This is a genomic window from Ignavibacteriales bacterium (assembly GCA_015709675.1).
In the GTDB taxonomy this organism is placed as follows: domain Bacteria; phylum Bacteroidota; class Ignavibacteria; order Ignavibacteriales; family Ignavibacteriaceae; genus H2-BAC3.
This window is the reverse complement of sequence record CP054182.1, coordinates 3,717,852-3,744,329: the sequence shown is the minus strand read 5'-3', so window position 1 is coordinate 3,744,329 and position 26,478 is coordinate 3,717,852. Positions and strand designations below refer to the sequence as shown.

Genomic DNA, 26,478 nt, shown 5'->3' with positions numbered 1-26,478 from the left:
TACCGGCTTTACCCTGTTTTTTACCCTTACAGGAAAACCGTTTTTTCACTTTGTGACGTAACCGCTTTCTTTTTTTGACCGGCATTTGATTTGTGAAATTGGGATACGTTTGTTTCAGAAAATTTGATTAATTTTCAATCTGTTCAAAAGACTGTTTCCGGAATGTATCCGGCGGTCAGTGTATTGTAGGAGTAGGAGTACATGAATTTACAAGAGAGGAAAAATCTCAAAAATATCGGATATCTGTTTCTGGCATTCGCCCATTTAACGGATTCCGAACTATCTGAAAAGGAACTGAATGCTATTCTGAAGCAACTGAGGAAATACGCGGAAGGTTTTTCAGAGGCAGAATTTGACCGTTTTCTTGAGGAAACCATGAGATGGTATAATGACACGGCAGACAGCCGTGTGGAAATGGTACAGATGATAGCCGGTAAAATCCATTATGAGGTGGAGGATGTTAATCTTAAGGAATCATTCCTGAAGGATCTTGTTGCCATTGCTAACGCCGATGATGACTTTATCGAAGCAGAAAAAAATCTGATTAATACCCTCAGCAATGCCTGGGGTCTTGATGTAAAACTTTAAACTGTGAGAGGATTATGACCCGTTTTGTGCTTCTTCTGTTCGTTGCTGTTTCATCTTTTACCTCATTTGCCCAGGATTTTGATTTTGACCTGAATACGGATGTAAAGTACCGTACTATTGAAGGGGTTGAGGGAGGAAATTTTCTTGATGTAAAAGTAGCCCCGGAGTTAACGCTCCCAGGGTTTTTCGGAACCAGGTTTGACCTGAATATCCCCTATAACCTCTCTACGAACGAAATCCGCAAAATTGATACTAAGTTCGGAAACTCATTCAAATATGCTTATATAGGAACGAATACTGCCTATATCATGGCCGGCGCTGTTGAGGGGTATTCTCAGGGCTACACCGGAATGATCGTAAATAATTATAATACCCGCCTTGATGAAAACAATATGAAGAGCGGTGCGTATGCCGGAATAAATGTGGAGGGTTTCAGCATAAATGCAATGACCAACAACATTGAAAATCCTGAAGTATTTACCGGTGCAATGGGAATTGATCTTCCGTTTTTAGCGAACTTTAAGCTTAATGTAAGCGGTGGATATGACGTAAACCCTGACAATAATAAAGACACCAAAGAATCAGCCGGCGCGTTTGCCGCGGAATTATATTCAGCACTTGAAATTGCGGATTACAACTATTTCTATGTTGTTGGGGGCATGGGGCAGATTCTTGGCAGAGGAAACGGTCAGCTCGGTCTGGTGGGAGCAAGATTCGGTACGGAAAGTTTTTTCTTTAACCTGAGCGGTTCTCTTATGCGTTTGGGCCCCGGCTTTGAATGGGGATTTTTTGATGCTTTTTATGAAAAGGACAGAAAAATAGGTTTCAACAAAGCGGATTCGCTGTTTGATAAGTATCCAAAATCCTCGGGAGGAACAAATTTTTATGCCAGCATCGGTTATAAAAATGAAGACCCCTCAGAAATGAAATTCGCGGTAGAGGGTTTCTATTTTACCAACTATGCCGGTATGGATCTGAATGAATTTAACGCTGCTGTATCACTCTACCTTCCGCGTACATTACTCGGTGAGGAAGGGGAACTGCTTTCCGCCCGGCTGCTGCTTAAAACAAAAGCTTTCCAGGATGTAACCGGACTGATTAATCAGCTTAAGCAGCCTGATACAAGAACGGTTATAACCCTTGATGCTCCGATTACGCTGCTGCCTAATGTTTACGGGCTGGGAGCACTTGCATTTGTGCTTAATTACAGCTGGAGCTTTACCTATGATAATGTTTCGCTTGGTTTTGTGCCGCAGAAGAATCTGCTTTACGGATTCCGGCTTATTTCAAATATTTAACAGAGCTTTACAGGATATATATGAAATTTGAGAGATCGGCAGGAATTCTTCTTCATCCGACGTCAGTACCAGGAAAATACGGTATCGGTGACCTTGGTCCCGAAATGTATAAGTTTATTGATTTTCTTAAAGATGCAGGGCAGTCACTCTGGCAGGTATTTCCTCTGGGGCCGACCGGCTATGGCGACAGTCCGTATCAGTGTTTTTCTGCATTCGCGGGGAATCCGCTTCTTATCAGTCCCGATCTGCTTATAAAGGACGGGTATCTCACGGAAGAAGATGTTGAGGATATACCTCCCCATAACCCTGTGGCCATAGATTTTGGGCAGATTATTGAACTGAAGAAAGTCTGGCTTTCAGTTGCCTATCAGCGGTTTACTGAAAACCCTGATCCGCATGATGCTGCTGAAATGAAAAAATTTGAGAAAAAACATAAAGAATGGCTTGATGATTTTGCTCTCTTTATGGCATGCAAAGAGTATCATGGCGGTGCGCTCTGGACTACCTGGGATACCGATATTGCTCTCAGAAAACCAAGCGCGGTAACCGCATGGAAGAAAAAACTTGCGGAAAGAATACGTTACCAGATATTTGTGCAATATATATTCCACAAGCAGTGGCATAATCTGAGAGAATACGCTCACTCACAGGGCATTAAAATCATCGGTGATCTCCCGATTTTTATCGCTTATGACAGCTCAGACCTTTGGGCGAATAAAGAACTTTTCTCCGTGGATGAAACCGGAAAACTGCTTACGGTTGCAGGTGTTCCTCCTGACTATTTTTCTCCTACAGGGCAGCTTTGGGGAAATCCGCTTTATAAATGGAAAGTGATGGAAAAAGACGGATTTAAATGGTGGAAGGACCGTATCAGGAATCTCCTTGAAATGGTTGATATCCTCCGTATAGATCACTTCCGCGGTTTTGATGCATACTGGGAAATCCCAGGAAATGCCCCGACTGCCGAAACCGGAAAATGGGTTAAAGCGCCGGGTAAAAAGTTTTTTGCGAGTGTTCTGAAAGAACTGGGTGATGTTCCCATTATGGCTGAAGATCTGGGAGTTATTACCCCTACAGTCGAGGATTTGCGCGATACGTTCGGCTTTCCCGGGATGAAAATTCTGCAGTTTGCTTTCGGTAAGGGGATGGAAGCAAAATTCCTGCCCCACAATTTCGACAAGAACTGCGTGGTATATACAGGTTCCCATGATAACGACACCACACGCGGATATTTTGAAGCAGCCCGGCACCAGCATAACGAAAACGATATATATAAATCCGTTCAGAATTATCTGGACTACTATGGTGACGATATCTGTGTAAAGCTGATACGCCTGGCGTATGCCTCAGTAGCTGACACCGTGGTAATACCGATGCAGGATATCCTGAACCTTGGAACCGGAGCAAGAATGAACTTCCCAGGAAGGCCTGCAGGCAATTGGGGCTGGCGCTTTCAATGGGAGCAGATTGACCACCGGCTCGCTGACTATTACCGTTATTTGTCACATTTATACGAAAGAATTCCGGCCCGGAAAAAATCAAATTAACAAGGAGCAGCTCATGTCAAAGTTCTTTGATTTCCCGATTTTCAGAAAAATAGCTTCATCTTCACCTAAGAAAGCGAAAGATGATTTCGAGCGTACCCATCAGACTCAGCTGGCAAGCTGCGCCATACTGCTTGGCATGGCAAAATCTGATGATGACTTTTCAGAAGGGGAAAAAGCCCGGATTGTGCAGATACTGCAGAAAACCTTCAGTCTTGATGAATTTGAAGTTGAGGATCTGATACACCTTTCAGAACAGCAGATGACAGATGCTCACGGACTTGAAACATTTGCCAGATATATAAACGAGCATTATGATGTTGATGAAAAGTTTGAACTGGTGAAGGATATCTGGCGCGTGGTTTACAGTGACGAAGAACTGCATACCCATGAGCAGGAAATGGTCCGTAAGATCATGCTCCTGCTTAATCTGGATAACCGGATGATTGGGAATGCAAAGGAAGATGTAAGACGGGAGCTCGGGCTTCTGCTTTAATTCATTCTGAGCAGGGTATCGCGCCGTCCAATGAACATACCGATGCCGTCTGCCTGAACATTCCACTTGATATTATTCTGCGGCTGGCCGAACACCAGGTCTGAGGTTCTGTTTGAACCCTGTGAATAATAGTAGTCGTAAAAGGGGGCATCATAGATAAACATCCGCATACCGAGGTTCTGTGTTCCGATTGGTGAGGGAACCTGGCTGGTAGTTACCTTCATTTGTCCGTTATCACCCCGTTTCATTACTGCCGCAATGGAAGAATCTTCCTGTGTAACCGCACCGCTTATACTGAATGCAACCCAGGTAGCAGCATACACCTCATTCGCGAAAGGTGCGACTGCTGTTTCAACAAAATTTTTCGATTCTGCCCCGTTTATCTCTGTTTTAACAACCGGCTTGCTTATGATGCCTCTGTTGGGGATGGTAGTTTCTGCGGTTGCAAGTTTATCCTCCCACTGTACCAGAAGCTGATATGTTTCGCCTGCACGGATAATAAGCGTATCATTACGGTATAATCCGTTAATGGTATGACGGAGAGGAAAGAATGTGCCATTGTGGAGTATCACAGCAGCGGCATCGGTAACGTTCGCAAATCCCTGCGAAAACTGTGATGAGATGGGCATGGTGCGGCCTATATATATATTCGCGGCGGCTTTGCCGGGCTCAAGTATTCCGCGGATTACCAGGCGGAACTCAAAAGGGAACTCCTCTTCTTCAACGGAGTTTTCACATCCTGAAAAGAAGATAAATAATGGGAGCAGGACAAGTAAAAGATAAAATTTCTTCATCATCAGAACGTAAAATTAACTCCGAGCGTGGGCAGGAACGGGAACAGGGTGAACTGTTTCAGAACGGGAATTTTTGTCTTGCCGTCTGAGCTGAGTTTATAGCCGATATATTTTGAAAATGCGTTATAGCGGTTGTATGCATTATAAATGCTTAGTGAAAATTCCAGGTCACTCTCTTCCATACGGTAAATATAACGAGCTGAGATATCAAGTTTGTGGAATGGCGGCAGACGGTATCCGTCACGGTTTGAGTATTCAAAAAGAATATCAGGTTTGGCCGGGTTTACCCTTGTGAGCGAGAGCATGGAATACTGCCCTACGGGAAGCGAATATGCCTGCCCTGTGCTGTAGGTCCAGGTTGCGCCAAAGGAGAGATTCTCATTAAACGTATAGGAAGTAACAACGGATATATCATGCCGTCTGTCAAAACGGGGATAAAATGGTAAGCCGCGGTTCAGCCGGTCAAAGAACCGTTTGGTATAGGCAAGTGTATATCCGATCCATCCGGTGAACGCACCAAGCCGTTTGTTGATGAAAAACTCAACTCCGTATGCCTCGCCATATCCGGTGGTTATCTGATCTTCGAAGTCTGATTCATAGGCAAATGTTGCGTTATCCCGGTACTCATGCAGATTGGTCATCTTTTTATAATAACCTTCGATTGAGAAAAGATAACTTTTGTTATATGAAATTGCTTCAAAACCAAGTGAGCCCTGCACTGCTTTGGAAGGCCTTATTTTTGCCGTTGAAGGATACCAGACATCTGTGGGGAGAAATATATCGTTTCGTGCAAGTAGATGCAGATTCTGATGCGCTATGGAAAATGAAGACCGGAGCGTGAACCGGTCCAGGAAGAACCAGGTAACTGATGCGCGGGGCTCAAACTGCAGGAACTGACCATTCTGGAAGTAATACATCCTGAGACCGCCGTTCGCAGAAAGAAAGTCACCGATCTTTATTTCGTCCTGTGCGTAAATGGAGGCTTCAAAAGATTTAATGGATTTTCCGTAGCCATCCTTATACAGCAGTTCATCAATAAAATAATCGCTCGTGGTGGTTGAAAAATCATGATAGATAATTTCAGCGCCGGTTTTAATGGTGTGATTTTCTCCCAGAATAATCTGCATATCACGGAGCAGCCGGAGATCGGTGATTTCTGATCCTGTGTAAAAGTCAAGTGATATGGCAGTGGGGAATTTATCTTTTATCAGTGTAGAAAACTCATAGTTGGTGAGCATCAGTGATGTGTTAGTGAAGACTGATGCTGAATTAAACCGTGTCCAGGTAAGGTTGGTGGTTGCATTGCTCCAGTCAATACCAAAGTCAATATCGGTATTTGCGGGAGGGTTCGAAAGACGGTCTGCGCTGAAAAATCCCGATACAAATATCCGGTCAATATCGGATATATAGTAATTCACCTTGCCGTTAAAATCATAAAAGTTGTAGCGGGGAATATTATCTGCGTCAGGAAATGCAGAGAGAAGTTTGTCCAGAAACATCCGCCGTGCCGAGAAAATATAGGTGGAGGAGTCAGAAAGCGGGCCTTCTATGGTAACTCTGCCCGAAATCAGGTTGAGTCCTGCTGTTCCTACAAATTTTTCCCTGTTTCCTTCTCTCATGGTGACGTCAAGAACACTGGAAAGCCTTCCGCCGTATTCTGCCGGGAAGGCGCCTTTCATGAGTTTGATATCCTGCACAGCATCACCGTTAAAAGTGGAGGCAAAACCGCCAAGGTGAGAAGGATTATATACTGTCACACCATCAACCAGAGTGAGATTCTGGTCAGCCGACCCGCCCCGGACGTATATACCGGTCGCTATTTCTGACGCGGTCTTAACTCCGGGCAGAAGCTGCAATGCCCTGAAAATATCAGTTTCTCCTCCGAGGGAGGGGAGCGTTTTAACCATTTCGGGGGAGACGTCTATGGTACTGGTCGTGGTAGTGAAGTCAAGACGCTTTTTATCCTCAACCACAACCTCATCAAGCTGCACATCCTGCTTTCGCAGTTCAAAATTGTGCTTCGGAGAATGGTTGGTTCCGGTAAGAGAGATAACTTTCATCAGCGTTTCGTAACCGAGAGAGCTGATGAAAAAATAATACGTTCCGGATTGCAGGTTGAGGAAGGAGTAATAACCGAACTTGTTGGTTGCAGCTCCCCGGAGCGGAGCATCTGAGCGGGTACTGTCCTTATAAATCAGGACGTTGGCACCGATCAGCGGTTCGCCAGAACCGGCTTCAATAATCCTGCCGGAAACATCGTATGGTTTCTGCTGAGCCCCTGCCAGACTGAAGAGGAACAGGAAGAGAAAGGGAATTCGCCTTAGAGTCAAAATAGCTGTGTAATTTTATTCATTTCAGCCCTCAAAATAGAAAACTTTTTACAATTTACGGTAAGTGCTGCCGGCAGCAGGCATCGGTATTTGTGTATTCAGAGTGCACTTCGGATTATTAAAGCAAGACCGGATGCTGCCACGTAGGAAGTTCGTTAAATAGGCAACGATAAGGTCGGGTTTTAACCTGCTGATCATTGCGGATGACAGGAAATCACCTGTTTTTAAGTAATTCAAAAAAAGCCCTTCATCCCTTCCTAACAACCATTAATCATAAAATAATGATGAACATTTTGAAAATGTTCCTATTTTAGCGGTTCACATTTTATGATACAGGAGCCGTTTAATGGAAGTTAAACATGCCGATCTTTCTTCGCTAAAGATTGACAGGTCAAAAAAAACTTCAGGCGGAGGCGGATGGAAAATCTACATTATTTCAGCAGTCATTTTGCTGGCTGCGGTTATCGGATTTATAAATAAAGATTCGTTTTTTAATCCAGCCCCCGAAGTCACCACAGTTACACTTACTCAATATACACCTTCTCAAGTTTCTTCTGTTCTGAATGCAAGCGGATACGTCGTTGCCCAGAGAAAGGCAGCTGTTGCCTCCAAAGGAACCGGCCGTCTGGTTTTTCTTGGCGTGGTTGAAGGCGATAAAGTCACAAAAGATCAGATAATAGCCCGTCTTGAGGATTCCGATGTCATAGCGGCACTAAATGCAGCTAAAGCTGCACTCCTGCTGAGCGAAGCTGATTTAAAGGATGCGGAAAATCAGCTTAAACGTGAAAAAGAAATGCTGCAGAGCGGAGCTACTTCACAAATGTCCTTTGAAAACGCTGAGGCGCGCTATCTGAGAGTTCTTGCCAATATTGCTATTGCCAAAGCACAGATTGAGGCACAGGAAGTTAACCTTGAGAATACCCGCATCAGGGCACCTTTTAACGGCACCGTGCTGACTAAAAATGCTGATGTGGGGGAAATTGTGGCACCATTTGCCGCAAGTGCTTCATCCAGGGCAGCAGTGGTAACAATTGCTGATATGAGCTCACTTGAGGTTGAGACTGACGTTTCGGAATCCAATATATACCGGATAGAACCCGGGCAGCCGTGCGAAATAACCCTGGATGCCTATAGTGATATCCGCTATCAGGGTTATGTGACCAAAATTGTTCCGACAGCCGACAGAGCAAAGGCCACGGTACTGGTTAAAGTTGGTTTCAGAAATTATGATTCCCGAGTGCTGCCGGAAATGGGCGCTAAAGTTGCATTTCTTAATAAGGATGCCGAAGTGAGCGAACAGGCGAGCAAATCATATACGGTGCTTCCGGTTACCGCAGTAAGGGATCGTGACGGAAAAAAATATGTATATATCCTGGCCGGCGGTACGGCTGAAGAAAAAGAAATTACCACCGGAGAACTGGTTGGTTCATTTATCGAGGTTACCGGCGGGTTAGCTTCCGGGGAGCGCGTTATTAATAATCTGACAGATGCATTACAAGCCGGAAGTCCGGTAAAACAAAAAGGAGAATAAATGGATACGCTCATTCATGTGAACGCAGTCTCGAAAATGTATAAGCGTGATAAATTCGAAATTCCGGTACTGAACGATCTTTCGCTTCAGGTACCCGAAGGTAAATTTCTTGCGCTGATGGGCCCTTCAGGATCGGGAAAGACAACCCTGCTAAATCTGATAGCCGGGATTGACCGTCCTACCAAAGGGAGTATATCCGTCAAAGGAACGGAAATTACTTCTTTAAGCGAAACTGCACTGGCTAAATGGCGTGCAAACAGCGTTGGTTTTGTTTTTCAGTTCTATAATCTGATTCCCGTTCTCACCGCGTACGAAAATGTTGAACTTCCCCTTATCCTTACTCCTCTTTCAAAAGCGGAAAGGAAAAAGCATGTTGAAACAGCACTGCAGATTGTCGGGCTGGGGGATAGGATGGATCATTACCCGAAGCAGCTGTCAGGCGGTCAGGAACAAAGGGTGGCTATTGCAAGGGCTATAGTTACTGACCCTATTCTCATTGTCGCGGATGAGCCTACGGGAGATCTTGATAAACACTCAGCTGAGGAAATTCTCACACTGCTTGAAAGGCTGAATAAAGAATTCAAAAAGACCATCGTCATGGTGACGCACGATCCTCACGCTGCCGGAAAAGCAGATGAAGTGCTGCATCTTGATAAAGGCGAACTGGCATAAGGCGGTACCATGAAACTGATTAAACTAATGTTTAAAAATGCTTTCAGGCATAAGCTCCGTTCGTTTCTGACGATTGCCGGTATTGCTATTGCCGTGATTGCATTCGATATACTCCGGACTGTGGTGAACGCGTGGGATGCCGGAATTGAGGCAACGGCTGCAAACCGTCTGATAACACGGCAGGCAGTTTCCTTTATCTTTCCGCTCCCATACTCATACCGCGAGAGGATAAAAAATGTTGAAGGAGTGGAACAGGTCACTTTCGCGAACTGGTTCGGAGGTGTTTATAAAGATAAAAGCAATTTCTTCGGGCGGCTGGCAGTGGAAGCTGAAACCGCTTTTGATATCTACTCTGAATATGTTGTGCCCCCTGATCAGCTTGAGGCCTTTAAGCGGGAGCGGAACAGCTGCGTGGTAGGTTCTGATCTGGTGAAACTTTATGGATTTAAACTCGGAGACATTATCCGGCTGGAGGGGGATATATATCCCGGCACATGGGATTTTGTCGTGCGGGGAATATATACTCCAAACATAAAAAACGGTGATGCTACCCAGATGTTCTTCCACTGGGAGTATGTTGATGAGCGGATGAAGCAGGAGTCACCTTTCAGGGCAGGTGAAGTAGGGTGGTACATCATCCGGATATCAGACCCGAACCGCTCAGGTGAGATTTCCGCTAAAATTGATGAGCTATTTAAGAATTCAAGCGCTGAAACCAAGACCGAATCGGAAAGGGCATTTGCTCAGGGATTCATGTCTTCGGTAAGCTCAATCCTTACAGCTATGAATGTACTCTCATGGGTTATTATCGGTATCATAATGCTGGTGCTTGCCAACACGATGATTATGGCATCACGCGAGAGAACGAAGGAGTATGCGGTAATGAAAGTGCTCGGCTTTGCAGGCAAACATCTTTCATGGCTGATAATAGGGGAGTCTATGGTAATTGCTTTTACCGGCGGAGTGGTTGGCATACTGCTGTCATTCCCCATTGTGCAGGGAATAGGGGAAGCAATCCCGAAGAATATCTTCCCGGTCTTTAATCTTGAGTACCATATCTTGGTATATGCGTTTGTTGCCGCGCTCCTGGTCGGAGTGATATCATCTGTGTTTCCCATCATTAAAGCTCTCCGTACTCCGATCGTAGAGGGCTTCAGGCATATAGGATAGAGGAGGATATATGATACCAATAAAATACAGCATCCGGAATTTTGCAACCAGAAAACTGACAACCGGCGTTACGGTTGCAGGCATCGCTCTGGTGGTGTTTGTGTTCGCCGCTGTGCTGATGATGGCATACGGAATAAAGAAAACCCTCGCCCAGACCGGTTCACCTGACAATGTGAAGGTGGTACGGAAAGCATCAAATGGAGAAATATCAAGCATCGTCACTGGTGATATAGCAAATATCATCCTTACCCTGCCATATCCTAAAAAGAATGCTCAGGGTAAACCTGTTGCATCGCTGGAACCCGTGGTGATCATCAACCTTGACAAAAAGGAAGGAGGACTGAGCAATATAACCGTGCGCGGTGTCTCTCCCGAAGTTAAGGAACTAAGGCCGCAGGTAGTTATTTCGGAAGGAAGATACTTTGAGCCGGGCTCCCGCGAGCTTATTGTGGGCAGATCTATCAATGAACGGTTTGCGAATACCAAAATAGGCGATAAAATTAAATTTGCCGGAGACTTCTGGACCGTGGTCGGTATATACGATACCGATGGAAGCGGATTTGATTCCGAAATCTGGGGTGACGGTCTTCAGATGCTTGATGCATTTAACAGGCCGGCTGCATTTTCTTCCGTTACTTTTAAGGTTGATGATGCATCCATACTTCCGACTATCCGCGGGGTCTTTGAGAATGACAAACGACTGAATCAGTTTGAAGTAAAGATCGAAACTGATTACTACGCAGAGCAGTCAGAAGGGCTTGCTATGTTCATCCAGATACTCGGTATATTTATTACGGTGGTCTTTTCGCTCGGCTCCATCATCGGTGCCGCAATTACCATGTATGCATCCGTTGCGAACAGAACGGTTGAGATCGGGACACTCCGCGCTCTCGGATTCAAGAGGAGAAGTGTGCTGACCGCATTCCTGATTGAATCCCTCTTTATTGCATTCGTAGGCGGAATAATCGGAGTTGCGCTTGCATCGCTGCTGCAGTTCTTCTCAATTTCCACACTCAACTTCCAGTCATTTTCTGAACTGGAATTTAAGTTTGCGCTGTCACCAGATATTGTGATTATTTCAGTCATATTCTCGCTGGTGATGGGTATAGTGGGAGGATTTCTTCCTGCAGTCCGCGCAGCCCGCCTGAATATCGTTAATGCGTTACGAGGAAGTTAGAGTAATTAGTAATTCGCAGGTAGTAATTAGTAATGAAAAAGTGCTGAAGAAGAAATACTAACATTCCTTTATAGAAAAACCAAAACATTGGACAACCATTTCTCTGACCCCCCCCCAGGGTCAGAGAAAGAGTATGAAATTTAGCTGGACCCGGTTTTAAATGAAATTCACACCAATTCCAACTCCCCCTCTGTCACTCATTGAACAATGATTTCTGCAGCAGCATCTGGCTGTTTGCATAAAAAGGTGCGTCAGTTTTACCCATAATCGCTGCAGGCAATGAGTTTATTTCGGAGATATTATCTATCGGAGTCAGGATCGTCTTTGCTCCATTTTCCGAAAGTATGGAAAATTTATCCGGAAATTCATGTGACCGCTCAATAGCTCCGCCAACAGAGATGTTGCCCAATACTGCCATTGCCGGCTTCAGATTTTTCTTATAAATAGCTGAGATAATAGCTACATAGACTGCGCTTCCTATACCGCCGCTGACCGATGCACCCGCAAGACGGCTGATTTGTATATTCAGATCGAACTGTGAAAGTGAATGCTGGTCATTCAAAATTTTCTTTTCGTTTGCCCTCAGATAGTTGTACGTATTCCTGATGTTCTCTTTCACCTCGGTTGAATTGGTTCCGGTTACTGTATATTTACCGCTGCCTTTGATGGCAACAACCTCAATTTTTACCAGTGCAGTTGTTGAACCGTCGCTTGTTGCTGAATAACATACACCCGGAGGCAGCGGGTTGCTTTCGATTAGGGAAGAACCCCGTTCTTCTGGCAATCCGATATATTTTTCCTCCTGTGTTTCTTTATCCACATAGCTGAAATTAGTATCCCAAAACTCCACACCTCCGATTCGTTTTAGCTGTTCTTTTACCCGCCGGCGCATTTCCATTGCGGTTTCAAGATATGCGTGAATATCTTCTTTCGTGTAGTTACCGTCCGGGTGAAGCAGCTTGATGAAGCCGGATACAATTTTTCTTACAGACTTGGAATCCCGCTGTTTTAAATGAGAACCAAGCGTAAAATATTTATCAATTACTTCAAAGTGGGTGGTTTTCCTCTGAGATTTTAGCACCTCGGAGAAGAAGTCCGTACTGAAACCAAAATGTGTGGTAAAGTTAGAGGGGCTAAACTTCGATATCTCCCACCCCGGAAGGAAGAGATGAACTCTGTCTAAAAATGCAGTGTCATAATTAACTTCTTCTGACAGGGGGCTAAACAGATGTGAAGTTTGCAGGACAGTTTCAACCGGCTGATTGATGTTTCCGTTTAAGATGACTGAAGCAGAACCAGTTATCTCACCCCCTTTTGCCCGTGAGAATGAGCCGGACTCCATATAGTCTTTCATGAGAGGAATTGCATCGCGGTCTTTAAACAGACGGTCAGTACTTTCATCAAAGCAGATTGCATCCCACAGCCCTACAGCGCCAACCTTGCCGGTGGAGTTATTCACAAAAAGCTGGGCCACGGTACCCTGCCCCCCTGAAATCAGTATTGCATAAGGAGTGATTTCCTTATAAATATATGATTTTCCTGAAGAGCGCGGACCAAGTTCAACCATATTGAAATTTGCCTCAACAAGGGGAATCAGGCGGCAGAGCAGCAGATTTTGCTTCCTCTCATCAAGCCCTTCACTTTCCGGTTCGTAACCCGCGCTGCGGAGCAGAAGAGTTCGCCATTCCGCGGTGGTAAATTCTTTTCTTTTTTCTGCAATGGTATTGTTGTTGAATGCTGAAAGCTGAATTGGTTGTATGCCCCGCACAACAAAAGGATATACCACTGATCCGTCTGTGATCATCGGATCGTATTCCATATCAATTATTGCCCAAATACCGCCAAGCAGAAGCTTTTCGTGGCTCTTAACCAGATCATCGCTGATGTTTGCGTTTTTGATGTTGCTGTTGCTTATTCTTGCCCAGTAACGGTCTTTTTTTGCTTCAAGTTCTACGGAAATTTTATCAATAATTTTATACCTGCCGCTCTCCCTGATTTTTGACTGTATCAGCGTGCTCTCTTCAGGATTCACATAATGCTTTCGCAGCACCCCTTTTACATTTTCAATTCCCTCACTTAGTTTTTGTTCATCTTCGGTGCTGCAGGAATTAGCCAGCAGATACTCAAGGACAAAAGCGGGAACATTAGCGCCCCCTTTTATAATACCCACGATATCTTTTTTTACTACAAAGCCCCTGAAGTGTTCGAGCGCTTTTTTATCAAGTTCATCCAATATGATCATAAATATATCCTCCTATAAAAGACCGTCTAAGTCTCTTGCGTTTGATTTTGAAACCTTTACTGAATCCAGATGCTCTTTCGTTTCCGCGTCAGTCAGAACGGCATTGATAGTGCTGCTGCCGCCAAACGAAAATTCAGCAGAAGCGGAACTACCCGCTTCAATAGCAATGAGTGCGCTGGTGCTCTGCAGAATATTCTGCGCATAGAGCAATAGCTGCACTTTTCTTGAAGAACTAAAAAGATCAGCCCTGCCCCGGTCAGCGGTAAGTTTTACCACAAAGTATTCTCCGGTTACTGCAGCCAGATCTTTTTTATTAATGATGCTTACTTTCAGCCCTGCAGCTGCAGAACCGGAGCGGCTGAAAACAAAATTTGGAATGATAATCTCCTGCGGCGTCAGTCCGCCGTGGGCAAAACCATATACACCCTTTGACTTAAAAGGCCGGTGATTTTTTGCTGCATATACATACCGGTAGCCATCATGCGGCCGTTCAAACTGAATCCAGTCATTTCTGTTTTGTTTTTCCGCGGTGCGCAGAAACCTTTCATGCACCTCTTTTTTCCCTTCTGCGGCAGGGTCAAGTTTATCAGCTTCAGTAAGAAGCCCGGTAAGCACAAAACCGTGATCAGTAACCAGATGCACTTCATGAAAATTCATTTTAAGCAGCAGAAGAATTTTTTCGGTGATTACTTTTTCGAATTCCCTGAAGAGTTTCAGCACTCCCTGCTGCAGCTTTTCTCCCGCGTCATCAATATCTTTGTAAGTCAGCACCAGATTGTCTCCGGTTACCCCTTCATGCAGTTCTTCAAGGTCAAGGAAGGCAATCTCCTTTCCTGATTGTGCCAGAAGCTGTTTTTCCCGTTCAGCATGAATCATAAACTCCTCTCCGCTTTCTGAATAGAGCGCGCTCATATTGTGTTCGGTTATGGAGGGAATTCCTGCAATCATAATGTTTTTAACAATTCGGCAGTTTGACTCCATACCGGCGGCAATGCTCTCTGCAATCTCGTAACGGAGCCCGTCGCAGACGATTACTGCTATTCTTCCTTTTGAGCTTCTGAACAGCCGGGGCAGATGTCCGCTCTGGTCCTCTTTGTAGCTGCTGCTGAAATCATACCAGTGTTCAAGCAGTTCTGCCAGCCTGCTTTCATAGTGTTCCTGCAAAGGTCTCAGGATATCTTCTTCCTGTATAAACTCAGCATAGAGATTTCTGACTGCCCGGTCAAGTTTATGGAAATGAGTCTTGTAAAAATCTATGACTTTACCAAAAGAGTTGCAGGCACCAAGCGGCTCCGTGTTGAATTCTGCCAGAGTCTGTATATCTTTCCACCAGGACGGAATAAACCTGAGCGATTTTCTGTTCCTGATCCGCGGAGCTGCTTTCCGGAGTTTTTCAGTGATATAACTCTTATCCCTGAAATGTAAGGCGATATCTTTAAGCTGCATCCGGTCAATCGCCTCAAAGCAATGATCAGGGTGTGCTTCCCAGAAATCTGTTATGCTGCTTATTTCATGTGCTGCCCTGTATTCTTCAAGCCGGCTGTAATAAGTATTGCTGTCAGCCCATGCATAATAAACCTCGAGCAGAACACCACTGAGGGTATTGCTCATGAGGCCGGAAAAAATCTTCTGCGTAATCTCAGCAGCAAGCGTTTTCGGGGGGATGGTTCTTACCGGCTGCTCAAGCAGTTCAAAAAGTTTTACTTCAAAAAGGAGGTAAACATCCGGGTCCTTTTCGTTTTTATATTCCTCCGGGCCGTTCAAAAAGGGGAGAAGTTCTTTCTGAATATCAATAATCTGTTCTATGCCGAGCAGAATTTTTTTCCACCAGCCGCTCTCTTTGCCAATGCTTTCCTTTGCCGCGGTGATCAGCAGAGGGCTTTCAAGCTGAATCTGAATGCCGGTGAGGGCAAATAGTTTTTTTCTGATCCATTCCGCCGGTGAACTCAGGTTAATCATTCCATGAGTAAAACAGTAATCATAGAGAAAACTGAGTTCATTAAGGGGCCGCGCCGCGTAAAACACTACTTTATCTGTTTTATGAGCGCTTTCGGCTTTGAAACGGAGAAAGAACTCTTCCCTCACCTGCTGCCAGTGTTCGGAGTTTTCCTTACCGGTTTTAAGCAGCGTATATCCCTTCCGCTCAAGCAGGGGAATCAGAAAATTGCACTGCCCGGAAGGGTCAAGTATAACCACTCTGCCCCGCGATTCAAGCAGTTTGTCAAGTTCTTCAGTAATCCATATATCAATCATTGGTTAACTTTTTCTTTTTGATCAAAGTAAACAGATACTGCGTTTTGCATAATCACCAGTCTGCGTTCAGATATTTTTCAAGCTGCGAGTTTTTACCCCCCGATTTTAGAACTTCAGCGCGGAGCATTCCCTTCTTCTGCAGAGGCGCTATATTCTTCCCTACACCGTCATCAAGTTTCGGATCATAACCCTCAGCTATCAGTTCGTCAAGTTTTTTTGTGAACATGTCAATTTCCTGAAGCTGGTATCTGATGGTTTCCAATTCCTGCTGCCCCTGCGCGGTGTTAACTCCCGCAAGCTGCGCGAGCCGGTATCCTAAATTCTGAACACGGTTGTTTATATATTTTGATTTCAGTTTAAATAAGCTGTCGCGGTTCCATTTATAAATCAGTATATATACTTCAAATCCCTGATGAGGGCCGCTGCTCAGATGCCAGATAAAGGGAGTTTTGGGCAGATACATAAACAGGTTAAGGTGATTGCTGAGATCCTTAAAGAAGTGATGCTCAAGATATTCATTAACCGTCCTGCCAAGCAGACCGTCAAGCTGCATATACTGCGCCGGGGTAAAGCCCTGCTGCAGGCAGTAATCCTCAAGCCGTTTACTCAGTGCATCTTCACCGGGGAGCCCTACCAGGGGTATGATGCCGTCATCATCCTGCTGAAGCAGGGTGCGTATGCTGTCAGCAAGAAACTCCAGTGCTATCTCTGCTGCCCGTGCCTTTGGCAGTATGTTGGCTTCCTTAAACCAGTACCACACATTAATCGGGTTCACCTGATGCCGTATGCAGAACTCCTCAAGATCATTATTGCTCTGGTAGAGTGTTTCAAACCCCTCCTTAATTTCTCTAACCGTATTCTCTTCAAAAGATGCTAAAGGAAGTTGTTTTATATAATCAACTACCTCAGGTCGCGGGTCAATAATCTGGGTGAGAAACTCACTACGGGCTTCTTCAAAAACGGGGAGCGAGCCAACGGATTTCCCCATCTTTGCTTCTACTTGTTCTTTATCTTCAAAACTGAGATTGTAAACGTTAAAAACAAGTTCGTTGATAATAGCTTCATTAATAATTACCCTGCTAATAAGTGAGTTATTACTTGTAAGATAATCAATCATACGATGGGTTAAAGTTGAGGCTTGAAATGATAGGAGAGGTGATTCTAAGTAGTTTACTTCAATTAAGTCGTAGGAGTATAATTTTTGCTTAAATAACACATTCTCTTTGGCAATAGACGTAATAATTTGTTCCAACTGATTTGGCGGTAATATAAAAGGAATTCTTTCTAGATCTCCTTTTTGTATATTAACTGTTGGATTCAGGCAATCAACAATATAACTAGCTAATGAAGAATTCAAGAAGGCAAGCAAGTAAAATGTTGAGGTGGATCGTGATGTATTAAAAATGCAAGCACCACCTTTATCAAACGCATATTTGGGCTCAATATATCTAAAACTAGCACCCTTAGATCCTGATGCTGAATAAGTGACTCCCTCCAAAAAATAGAATCTTTTATTGTCAGTAGTCGCCAAATCGGCACCATCATTCTTGAAATTTACAAGAATCCATGAATTCCCATACCATCTACAAAAGGGTCCTCCTTTTTGATACGGTACCCACTTTTTATTATCATGAGGATAGTATGTCGAAATTTTCTGCTTATCTATCTCCCAGTAAAATCTTAAAAACCTATCATTATCTCCTGTCATTAAGCCAGTAGCGACTTTATTAATTTGACCAAGTACTTTCCCCTTAAACTTCTCCCTAAACCCATCACTAATCCAATAAATAAAAGGCCAGCCGTCAATGATTTTGAGTTTTTCCTGAGGCAGAGTAAAGTTATGTTTATTGGGGCGATTGGCAAGAAGGTCATTATACGCCTGACTAAACGCCTCATATCTTCGGCCTTCATATATATCATTCAGTTTAATAAACTGAACTGACTTTTCACTCTTTGCTTTATCAAGAATATACATTGCAGAGTCAACCCGCGCAGAAGGGTGAAACATCCCCAAATAACCCCATTCAACGAATAATTGAATTTTCAGTTTTTCAATTATGAATTTTCTTACTTCCTCAAAAGTTTTTATATACATAAAAGTTGGAGGGTGAACCAAAGCAACTTTGGCTTTATCACCTGCTAATTCGTACGATCTTTTAATAAATGCAGCATACAGATTAGAATTAAATTTATAAGGCTTTTTGTAGTTTGTTTCAATAAACTCTTTTAAGTCCTTTCCAAAATCAGCGCTGTCGGTATAGGGAGGGTTTGCAACTGCGACATCATATTTCTGCGTAATAATCTGCAGAAAGGTAAGTGCATCCTGTGTTTTGGTGTTAAGGAAAGTAAGGCCCTGTTTTTTGGAATGCTCCTCCACTGCTTTCTGAAGCCCGGAAAAGAAATTTTGCCGGAATTGTTCATAATCAGCGAGAGTGGCTTCTGAGTAGAGACTGATCTGAATGCTCTCAAACTGGCTTACAAGCACGCTCATATGGCCTGCAAATTTTTCCTCAAGGCGCAGCAGTGAACCGAATTTATATGCCTGCTGCAGGTCTTTCCAGATATCAATAATAATTTTTTCAGCCCAGCGGTCTATCTGACCATTTGTTTCAAAGAGGTGTTTAACCTCCTGATACGGGGGGAGAAAAAAGTCTGAGCTGACGATGTTAAAATGTTCGATTTTAACAGAGCGTTTCTTCCGTTTTGCCTTAATATATAAACCAAGCTGGGCAAGCTGCACGGCCCGGTCATCAAGGTCAATACCATGCAGGTTATTGGTAATAATCAGTTCCGGGATATCAGCAATTGCATACGGAGCCCCGTACTCTTCAATCTGGTCAAGATAAAGATCGTAAAAAAGATCAAAGCCGTAGAGCAGAAAATTTCCTGAGCCGTTTGCCGGGTCAATCATACGCAGCTCATGCAGCGGTTTTGGTTCGCGCACCCTTGAGGCAGGGGCACCGGCTATTTTGTATTTATCTTTTATTTTGCTTTCGGGATACATTTCCAGATAGAGCTTGCCGAGACTGTTATCCACCAGGAACTGCACCACCCACCGGGGAGTATATACCTGACTCTGAATGCTCACCTTGTTAAATTCGGTTTTCTGCCCGCTTGCTTTGTGCGCGGCTTTTTTGTAGTTGTTATAACTTTCGTAAAGCCAGCCGAGTATATCATCGCTCTTCCAGATACCGGGTTCAACCTGAGGGTCTGTTTCAATGCTGTTATACGCGGTAATAATCCCCTGCATTTCAAGCGGGGCAGGCAGCAGGTGATAGGGATGAGCGGGGCTGAAAAGGGGTATATCTCCTGCCAGTCTGTTTAGCTGTTCTTCAAGAAAGGGGATAAGCCCTTCTGCTTCATGGCTCCGGGCTTCCGGGTTTTGCTCAAGCCAGGCAAGATGCGCAAACGACCTGCCCCCGTGGCTTTCCCTCCTGGTAACGATCTCCGGATGCAGGGTATGCGCCTCCATAACTTTTAGGGCGGCAAGGCGGTTAAACAGAGTAAAGGTAAGTTCTTCCACAAGTTTTTCGTAAGCTTCTGCTGTGGTACCGGTTTCCGCGGTAAAAACCTTATGGATGGAATCCATTCTCTCCCGCTCCCGGTGGTATTGCAATGGTATGGAGCTGATCTGGTCAGAATTTTTTTCGTGAATACCCATTCTGCCGAGCCGGTTTCTAAATGCCCGGTCAATTAACTGCCGTATATGTTCTGCGTGTTCTGAGAGTTTCATACTATGTTTACAATAATCGGGTTGCTAAAAATATCTTACCCTTCTGAGTAATGAGGTATTTATTATCAGGGTCAGTAGGTTTTTCCGGAATGGTAAACGCAATAAGCCCTGTATCTTTTAATGGCCTGAGATAGTTATCTCTGAATTTTTTTGCGTTTTTATAATCGAATGCCGCTAATAAATCAGCCATTTTAACCGGAGCGGTGCATAAGCTGAGGATGGAAATCAGATACCAGTTTTTCTTTTTAAGAAGCTGGGTACCTTTTTCATGCCAGCCAGGTATCTTTTTGAGGTCATCTTCGGCAAAAAGTTGTTTTTCAGCCCAATTAAGTGGGGCCAGCCCGGTACCTGCTTTGTGCCAGCCCGGTACCAAATGTATGAGTGCTTCTTCCCAGGTTCGGTTCCAGAATTCTGATGGCAATTCAACCTGCTTAAGCCCTTCCCACCGGGCAGGCGGAAGATCGGTCTTCAGATCAAGCCAGCGAATAAACTCGGCGGTATATTTTGCCAGTGAAACAAAGCGGAGAGGCAGAATAACCCTGAAGATATCATCATCAATAAACACAGGATGGGCCCCTTTAACATACTGGGGAAGATATTTATTGGTATTTCTGATACCGGAACCGATCTCATCAGTCCAGCCGAAAGCTGTAAAGAATTTTCTGATATTCGGATTTTTAGGATATGGGTTAAAACCATTGGGGTCAATCACACCATGAAGGTGGGGTTTGTTTGGATTGGTTATAACTACTTCCTGCTCTGTGATAAGTAATTCCGTTGAAAGAGCGCTGGTATATTCTCTGTGAACAACAGCGTTGCCAATAACTTCTCTGAAAATCCTATCTCTCAGATCTACGCGCTGATCCCCTTCGAGGAAAAACATTTCAGGCAGATGTTTACTGATAAATTTTTTTAATTCCAGATAGGTATCAATCAGATTGGTCCGGAGCGGCGGGATGATCCGGTCATCATAGTGGTCTTTATTTTGCTTTCTGACCAGCCCTTCGGTTTTATAAGCCGGAAGAATGCTTTGAATGGTCTCATTTTTTCCAAAAATCAGGGCTGCTGCCAGGGTCAGTCCTTCCTGCCCGGACTGAAAGTCCCTTCGCCATAAAATAGCTTCGCGCAGGAGTTCTTCCTTTGACCGGAAAAGCCAGGGATGATCGGACTTGTTATTTCTGATCAGGGTAAATGCTTTTTCAAATAACGCATCGTCAAGGTCATCCATACTCAGATGTGGATAAATAATGCCTTCAGTAAAAAAATTTCTTTTCCTGATATAGATATCGCTGAGGCGGTGCTGATCATGAGTTATATCCAGATCACTTTCAAAATGTCTGACGAAAATTCTTCCCGAATGATTATGAATCTGACTGCTTGCAGGTATATGCAGAATGATTATCCGGCCCTGAGGATGAGTAACAAGAAGGGGCTCCACAAAGAGAGGAGGATCTATGCAGTCTCTGGAATTTAGTGAGGTGATAATATTTTTGATCAGTGAAAATTCAGCACCGGAGGATATACCGGTAATGCTTCCGTTATCAGTAACGCCCAGCAGTATGGTACCTCCGTCCGTATTTGAAAAACTCACAACGGTTTCATAGAGTGATGAAGGAACGGAATTATTTGCTTCCTTAAATTCGATACGGTTTCCTTCACCGGAATTTATCAGATACTGTAACTGGGAAATTTCCATATTCAGGAATTAATTTCCACTTCATCATTATCGGAGGCACCGGCAATTTTATGCAATTCTCCTTGCAGCCAGTTCCGGTAATCAGATACTTTCATGCTGCCGGAAGGTACCCTGATCCTGAATTTTTTTACCGCAGGTGCGGTCTGATTGCCGGCAGCGGGTTCAGGCAGTTTTTCTCTCACAAGACCTGCTCTGATAATTTCAGCTTCGGTTTTTTTACCGGGGAGCAATTCAATAAATGAGAGGACCTCAGAATAAGTGAACCTGCTCTGCTGGTCTTTTACATCAAAACCAAGAGAAACAGCGGGGTTTTTTCTGTGCTGAGCAAACCGGGCAAGAGCTTCGGCTTTTTCCTTTGCACTGCTGTTCAGTCCGTCAGGAAGTGAGTGTATCTCTGCAATCAGATTTTCAGCAACGGCCGCCAGTTGTGAATACCCGTCAGCGCAGGTTTTCATTGCCCCGCTGAAAATGCGGTGATACTCATCTTTTATTTTTTGTGCTGCCTGCTGCAATTGTGCAAAGTTTGCTACAACGTCGCCGCTAAGCAGTAAGGCAAATTCACTCAGCTGCTTTTGTATATCCGGACTTGCAGCCGCTGATTTTGTCAGTTCATCATTTACTGCATCCGCAAATAGTTTCCACTCATGCACTTTGGGGAAGCGGTCTGCAACGAATTTGTCAGTTTTTTCAATTTCACTGACCGCTGCTGAGAATTCATCTTTTATCTTAAGAAATTCTTCTGCTTTATCAATATAATTTGCCTCACTCACCGCGCCGGCAAGTCCGCCAAGAAAGCTGCCGCTTTTTACTGCCGCGGGGAAAAGTCTTCCGAACTCCTTTACATTCTTGCCAAGCACATCTGTTCTGTCGGCTAATTTTACTGATATATCACGAATGGTGTTAACCAGATCAAAGTCACTGGTATTATAATCAATATGCCGGTCCGTATAGAACTCGGGGTTAAGATTCATGATAGTTTCAGCCAGTTCCTGCTTCTGTGCAAGGGAAAGTGATTTGGAAACTGCCTTAAAAGATGCTTTTCTGAATTCCCTGGCTGAGGAGAATATATCAGCCGTACCGTTATCTCTCCAGGAAAATTTATCTGTTCCGTTATGGCGTGCAATAATCTTTCCGCCGCGCATCAGCGCTGCAACCGATGAGATAACGGTTCCGAATGTATATCCTGCCGGCGGTTTTTCAAGTTCTGTTTCGAGAGCAACACCGTCAACAAAAGTATTCCTGATCTTGAAAATAATTTCCTCAGTAACTTTCAGATTTGCGCCGGTAAAGCTCCCCTGGGCGTCAAAAAAGAGGAAGTCGCTTCCGTTAAAATACTGATGTAGCCGTGAGTTATTCGTTTCCTTAATAACTGAAGCAGCTATGGTGTCATTTAGCTGTGAAGACAGCCGTTTGCTGTAAACATTACCGATCATCTGCTTTTGCTGTTTCTGCAGCTCACTCAGGCAGGCAGAGGGGGTAATTTCTGTCAGATTATACATATAGATGATGGTGGAGTTTTGAAGGGCGGCATTCACCAGATCAGTAACCCGTCTGAGTTTTTCCTCCTTAGCTGCTGAAAAGCTCATCAGGATTCTCCCTTCTTCTGACTGAGGGTTGCTGTATTTTTGTTCGAGATAGCTGATTCGTTCAGCTTCATCAATCAGGCGGTCAATTTCTCTGAATGAGGCGTTATCAGGTACCAGCCAGAGCAGGTCTTTATCGTTCTGGTGCCGTGCCCTGAGAGCGGAAATATCTGCGGAGCGGTCATCTGAAAAATTGTAAATACTTTTTATTTTGACCTGAAGATACTTCTGTTTTGCCGGGGTAAGTTCATCGTCATTATCAGTGGTTATATAAAAATCATACTGCAGGCCGTTGTCAGAAACGCGGGCTGATGATTTAACCATTTCCGAAGATTTATATGCCGTGGTAAGCTGCTTTTTCTTGGCAAAGCTTTGTACAGTAAACCCGTTCATCTCATCAAGGAGCCGTTGTTCAATGTCTGAGGTAATTCTGTATGTTTTATTATTTTCCAGAAGAATTTTAGCATCAACCAGGATATCAAGCGCTTTAAGTATTTGTTCCTGCGTTTTATGAAACTGGTCGGGGTCACTGATAAAAGACCGGGTTATATTGGGGAGCGTTGGCGGAGTTATTTCTGCCTCAGTCAGAAAGTTAATTGTTTCGAGCAAACGCCTGCCATTAACGGGGGATTTAGCTTCGGCCAGGCTTCTTTCCGCGTTAGTATACCTGCTGACCAGCCGGACCGGCGGCTGGGGCTGTCCTTCCTTGGCGATGTGCCAGCCGGTTACCGTATGAAAGAGATCAGTATGCTGCACTTCCTGGCGGAGTATATCATAGGTGGTGATAATCATGCCGCGTGCCGCAACTTTTGTTGAAGCATATCCTTTTGTGCCGAAAAGAAAGTTCTGCAGCAGGTCGAACTGATACTTATAAAAAGGATAATAGGTGGCGTATGATTCTTCATTGTCAGTTTTACTTACACCGGCACCATGAAGGGAAGCATGGTCTGCTATCTTGCCGGAGTTTTTTACGTAGTACTCTGAGAGCTGCTTAAGCCCCTTTTCATTTTTTCTGAGCAGCCGGTTGCGTATGATGACATCAACTTCGGTTGCCTCAAGATGAATTTTTGTTTTAAACCGGTCGGTAACTTTAGTAAGCTGCGCACGGTCAACATTGGAGTTGTTTATTACATCATCAAGTTTTTCCTGCGCAATGGCAATAGTCCACACTTTGCCTCCAAGTGAAGAGAGCGCTTCACTTACTCCCTCAAGATCAAGCAGGGAGAATTTCTGCTGGCTTACGGCTTCACTGGTCTCATCAAACATAAAGACAATTTTTTCATTCTTCTTTATCGCCAGATAGTTTTCAAGCTCTTCTTTAAGCCGGGCCGCGCTGAATTGGTCAATTTCGCGCCTCACTGAGGTAATCAGATTCTGGTAATCAGCATCGGTTTTTCCTGAAGCAATATATATTTCCCGTATTGCCGGGGCATATTTAAAAGTGTTATCTCTTAAGGTGGCCCAGTCTTTCTTGATCCAGGTTGATACAAACTCATTGATATCTGTTTTGCCTTCGCTTACCATGAGTTTGTAAAGAAACACTCCATGTTCGTTATCGGGAAATCCCTCAGAGCGCAAAAATCCCTTAAAGAGGGTGAACGCCAGCCCCTTTGAAGTATCCTGTTTTGCCACATCAAGAAAAATCACTTTTGAAGAGACAGCATCCAGGCCAAAAATGGAATTTTTTACCAGCTCTTCATCAGTAATTCCTGTAAACCTTTGCAATATACGCTGCCGGGCAGGCGTGCCGGCAATAATGCGGTTGCTTAAAAGATAGCCGAGCAGTTTTCCGAAATAGGATTTTCCGGAACCGTAAAACCCGGATATCCATACTCCGGTCTCCCTGATATTAGACGTATAAATCCGGAGGAATTCTGAATATGAACCGGCAAGACCGTCTGTAACAATGTAGTGATCAATTTCAGTTTTTATCTCAAGTTCGGAAATATCTTCAAGATCAATAACATTTTTAATGTCTTCAGATAAATCAATGGTAAGAATATCTTTTATTTTCATCGCTCTGGTAGGGGTTAGTTAACAATCATGCATCTGTATTTAGAAGCCGGACGGGTACCAAGAAATCTTAACTGATTTTCTTCCTGTGTGGCAGGATAGAGAATGATGAGGGGCTTGTCAGATTTCATAACAAGTTCATTTTCCATCAGGTGGATATTTTCTATTCCGGTGCCATATAAAGCCCCGCTTCTTACAAGCACAGGAATTTTCCCGGCCGAGTATGCATCTCCGATTGCGGACAATATATATTTGTAAAGGTCCGGCCGGTTTTCTCCGGAAGGGGCCTTAAAAATCTGTTCTACGGAGCCCTGAAGAAATTCAAATCCTGATTCAATTTCAGAAAGGTTGTTCTCAGCAAAGGAAACAATAATAGAATTCAGGTCAATAATCTGATATTGCTGGCCGTTTAGCATTGAATTCATCTCATTGATGAATATTTGCTCCTGTGAAGGATCGCAGACAAGTAAAACACAGTTCCCGCCGTTAGCGTTCAGGCGTATTTCAGAGCGCCTGTCTGATTCCACAATGGTCTTAACCTGGCTGATCAGCTGTTCAGGGTTTGAAAATGATTTCATGCAGTTCCTCACTTGGAATGAGTGGTTCAATATTCAGCCGGTCTCCCGTATATACCAATGAAAAATACCGGGCAAACTTTTTCTGGGTAATTCTTGCAAGAAAACTCTCCCTCTCCATAAAGCTGTATTGCAGCCATCTGCTTTTAAGCAGGTTTGGCATTTCGCTTACCGCAGCCAGCCAGTATATATAGATTGCCATCATGGCATCTGACAAATAGATGGTGTTAATTTTTTTATTGATTGAACCTTCCATCAGGCCGAATTTTTTCAGGAGTGTCAGATATTTTGAGGCTGTTAAGGTCAGGGTATATTCTGACCATGACCGTAATTCATCTGAACTCTGGCGTAATTCCCGCAGGCAGGATTCTGTTTCTGATTTGGAAATGGAAACTCTTCCGCTGTAGAGTGCAGGAAAAAAGACATGGCTGTTCAGATAATGTAACAGATCATTATTGAATGAAGCATTCCAAAAAAGATAAAGGCGGGTATCTGAATCAATACCCTTGAGTCTGAGAAGAATTGAGAATAGTTTTTCTGCTTCTTCAAATTGAAAGCGGAGCAGAGTAGAGATAATTGCCTTCCTGAATCTTGTGACAGATCTGGCGGTTTTTAACCCGGTGTACGTGTGAATTTGGTCAACAGATTTAGTGGCAAGTTCTGTATTCTGATAAAACAGAGTAATGAGATTCCAGTCGGGTAGTCCGCCTAAGAGGTTAATGTCAGTATTAATGTTCATCAGTTTGTTTTGATTCCATAGTATCCGAACTTATTCGCCAGGTT

Annotated in this window: 17 protein-coding genes; 8 read left to right on the top strand and 9 right to left on the bottom strand. The window is 44.1% G+C overall.

What is annotated here, in order from left to right; all coding sequences use genetic code 11:
• Positions 1-201 precede the first annotated feature (201 nt).
• The 4 genes from HRU80_14745 to HRU80_14730 are packed head-to-tail and all read left to right on the top strand — an operon-like array spanning position 202 to position 3,926.
• Positions 202-588: a TerB family tellurite resistance protein gene (locus HRU80_14745; protein ID QOJ30058.1), complete on the top strand. Its 387-nt coding sequence runs from the start codon at positions 202-204 to the stop codon at positions 586-588.
• Positions 589-602: 14 nt separating this feature from the next.
• Complete coding sequence (locus HRU80_14740) at positions 603-1,886, top strand: hypothetical protein (GenBank protein QOJ30057.1); 1,284 nt, start codon at positions 603-605, stop codon at positions 1,884-1,886.
• Positions 1,887-1,906: 20 nt separating this feature from the next.
• Positions 1,907-3,433: a 4-alpha-glucanotransferase gene (malQ, locus tag HRU80_14735; protein QOJ30056.1), complete on the top strand. Its 1,527-nt coding sequence runs from the start codon at positions 1,907-1,909 to the stop codon at positions 3,431-3,433.
• Between the two features lie 13 nt (positions 3,434-3,446).
• Entirely contained in the window at positions 3,447-3,926 is a 480-nt protein-coding gene (locus HRU80_14730; protein ID QOJ30055.1) for a TerB family tellurite resistance protein, read from the top strand.
• Here HRU80_14730 and HRU80_14725 read toward each other — a convergent pair.
• Together HRU80_14725 and HRU80_14720 are read right to left on the bottom strand one after the other, a co-directional pair.
• Entirely contained in the window at positions 3,923-4,723 is an 801-nt protein-coding gene (locus tag HRU80_14725; protein QOJ30054.1) for a DUF4249 family protein, read from the bottom strand. The genes HRU80_14730 and HRU80_14725 overlap by 4 nt on opposite strands.
• Positions 4,723-7,050, bottom strand: a complete 2,328-nt coding sequence (locus tag HRU80_14720; protein ID QOJ30053.1) for a TonB-dependent receptor — start codon at positions 7,048-7,050, stop codon at positions 4,723-4,725. Before HRU80_14720 ends, HRU80_14725 begins: the two co-directional genes overlap by 1 nt.
• Before the next feature lie 346 nt (positions 7,051-7,396).
• On the opposite strand from HRU80_14720, the gene HRU80_14715 reads away from it, so the two are divergent.
• The 4 genes from HRU80_14715 to HRU80_14700 are packed head-to-tail and all read left to right on the top strand — an operon-like array spanning position 7,397 to position 11,600.
• Entirely contained in the window at positions 7,397-8,581 is a 1,185-nt protein-coding gene (locus tag HRU80_14715; protein QOJ30052.1) for an efflux RND transporter periplasmic adaptor subunit, read from the top strand.
• Positions 8,582-9,253 (top strand): ABC transporter ATP-binding protein, encoded by a 672-nt coding sequence (locus tag HRU80_14710; GenBank protein QOJ30051.1) that lies wholly within the window; start codon positions 8,582-8,584, stop codon positions 9,251-9,253.
• A 9-nt stretch (positions 9,254-9,262) separates the two neighbouring features.
• Positions 9,263-10,423, top strand: a complete 1,161-nt coding sequence (locus tag HRU80_14705) for an FtsX-like permease family protein (GenBank protein QOJ30050.1) — start codon at positions 9,263-9,265, stop codon at positions 10,421-10,423.
• 10 nt (positions 10,424-10,433) lie between these two features.
• The gene (locus HRU80_14700; GenBank protein QOJ30049.1) at positions 10,434-11,600 is read left to right on the top strand and encodes an ABC transporter permease; all 1,167 of its coding nucleotides are present in this window, start codon (positions 10,434-10,436) and stop codon (positions 11,598-11,600) included.
• A gap of 193 nt (positions 11,601-11,793) precedes the next feature.
• Here the strand turns inward: HRU80_14700 and brxL are convergent, their stop codons facing one another.
• The 7 genes from brxL to HRU80_14665 are packed head-to-tail and all read right to left on the bottom strand — an operon-like array spanning position 11,794 to position 26,434.
• On the bottom strand, positions 11,794-13,842 hold the full coding sequence (brxL, locus tag HRU80_14695) for a protease Lon-related BREX system protein BrxL (protein ID QOJ30048.1): 2,049 nt from the start codon (positions 13,840-13,842) through the stop codon (positions 11,794-11,796).
• A 12-nt stretch (positions 13,843-13,854) separates the two neighbouring features.
• Entirely contained in the window at positions 13,855-16,095 is a 2,241-nt protein-coding gene (locus HRU80_14690; GenBank protein ID QOJ30047.1) for a PglZ domain-containing protein, read from the bottom strand.
• 52 nt (positions 16,096-16,147) lie between these two features.
• Complete coding sequence (pglX, locus tag HRU80_14685) at positions 16,148-19,828, bottom strand: BREX-1 system adenine-specific DNA-methyltransferase PglX (GenBank protein QOJ30046.1); 3,681 nt, start codon at positions 19,826-19,828, stop codon at positions 16,148-16,150.
• 7 nt (positions 19,829-19,835) lie between these two features.
• Positions 19,836-21,524 (bottom strand): putative DNA binding domain-containing protein, encoded by a 1,689-nt coding sequence (locus HRU80_14680; protein ID QOJ30045.1) that lies wholly within the window; start codon positions 21,522-21,524, stop codon positions 19,836-19,838.
• Between the two features lie 2 nt (positions 21,525-21,526).
• Entirely contained in the window at positions 21,527-25,123 is a 3,597-nt protein-coding gene (brxC, locus tag HRU80_14675) for a BREX system P-loop protein BrxC (protein ID QOJ30044.1), read from the bottom strand.
• Between the two features lie 14 nt (positions 25,124-25,137).
• Positions 25,138-25,698 (bottom strand): hypothetical protein, encoded by a 561-nt coding sequence (locus tag HRU80_14670; protein QOJ30043.1) that lies wholly within the window; start codon positions 25,696-25,698, stop codon positions 25,138-25,140.
• Entirely contained in the window at positions 25,676-26,434 is a 759-nt protein-coding gene (locus HRU80_14665) for a DUF1819 family protein (GenBank protein QOJ30042.1), read from the bottom strand. Before HRU80_14665 ends, HRU80_14670 begins: the two co-directional genes overlap by 23 nt.
• Between the last annotated feature and the right edge of the window lie 44 nt (positions 26,435-26,478).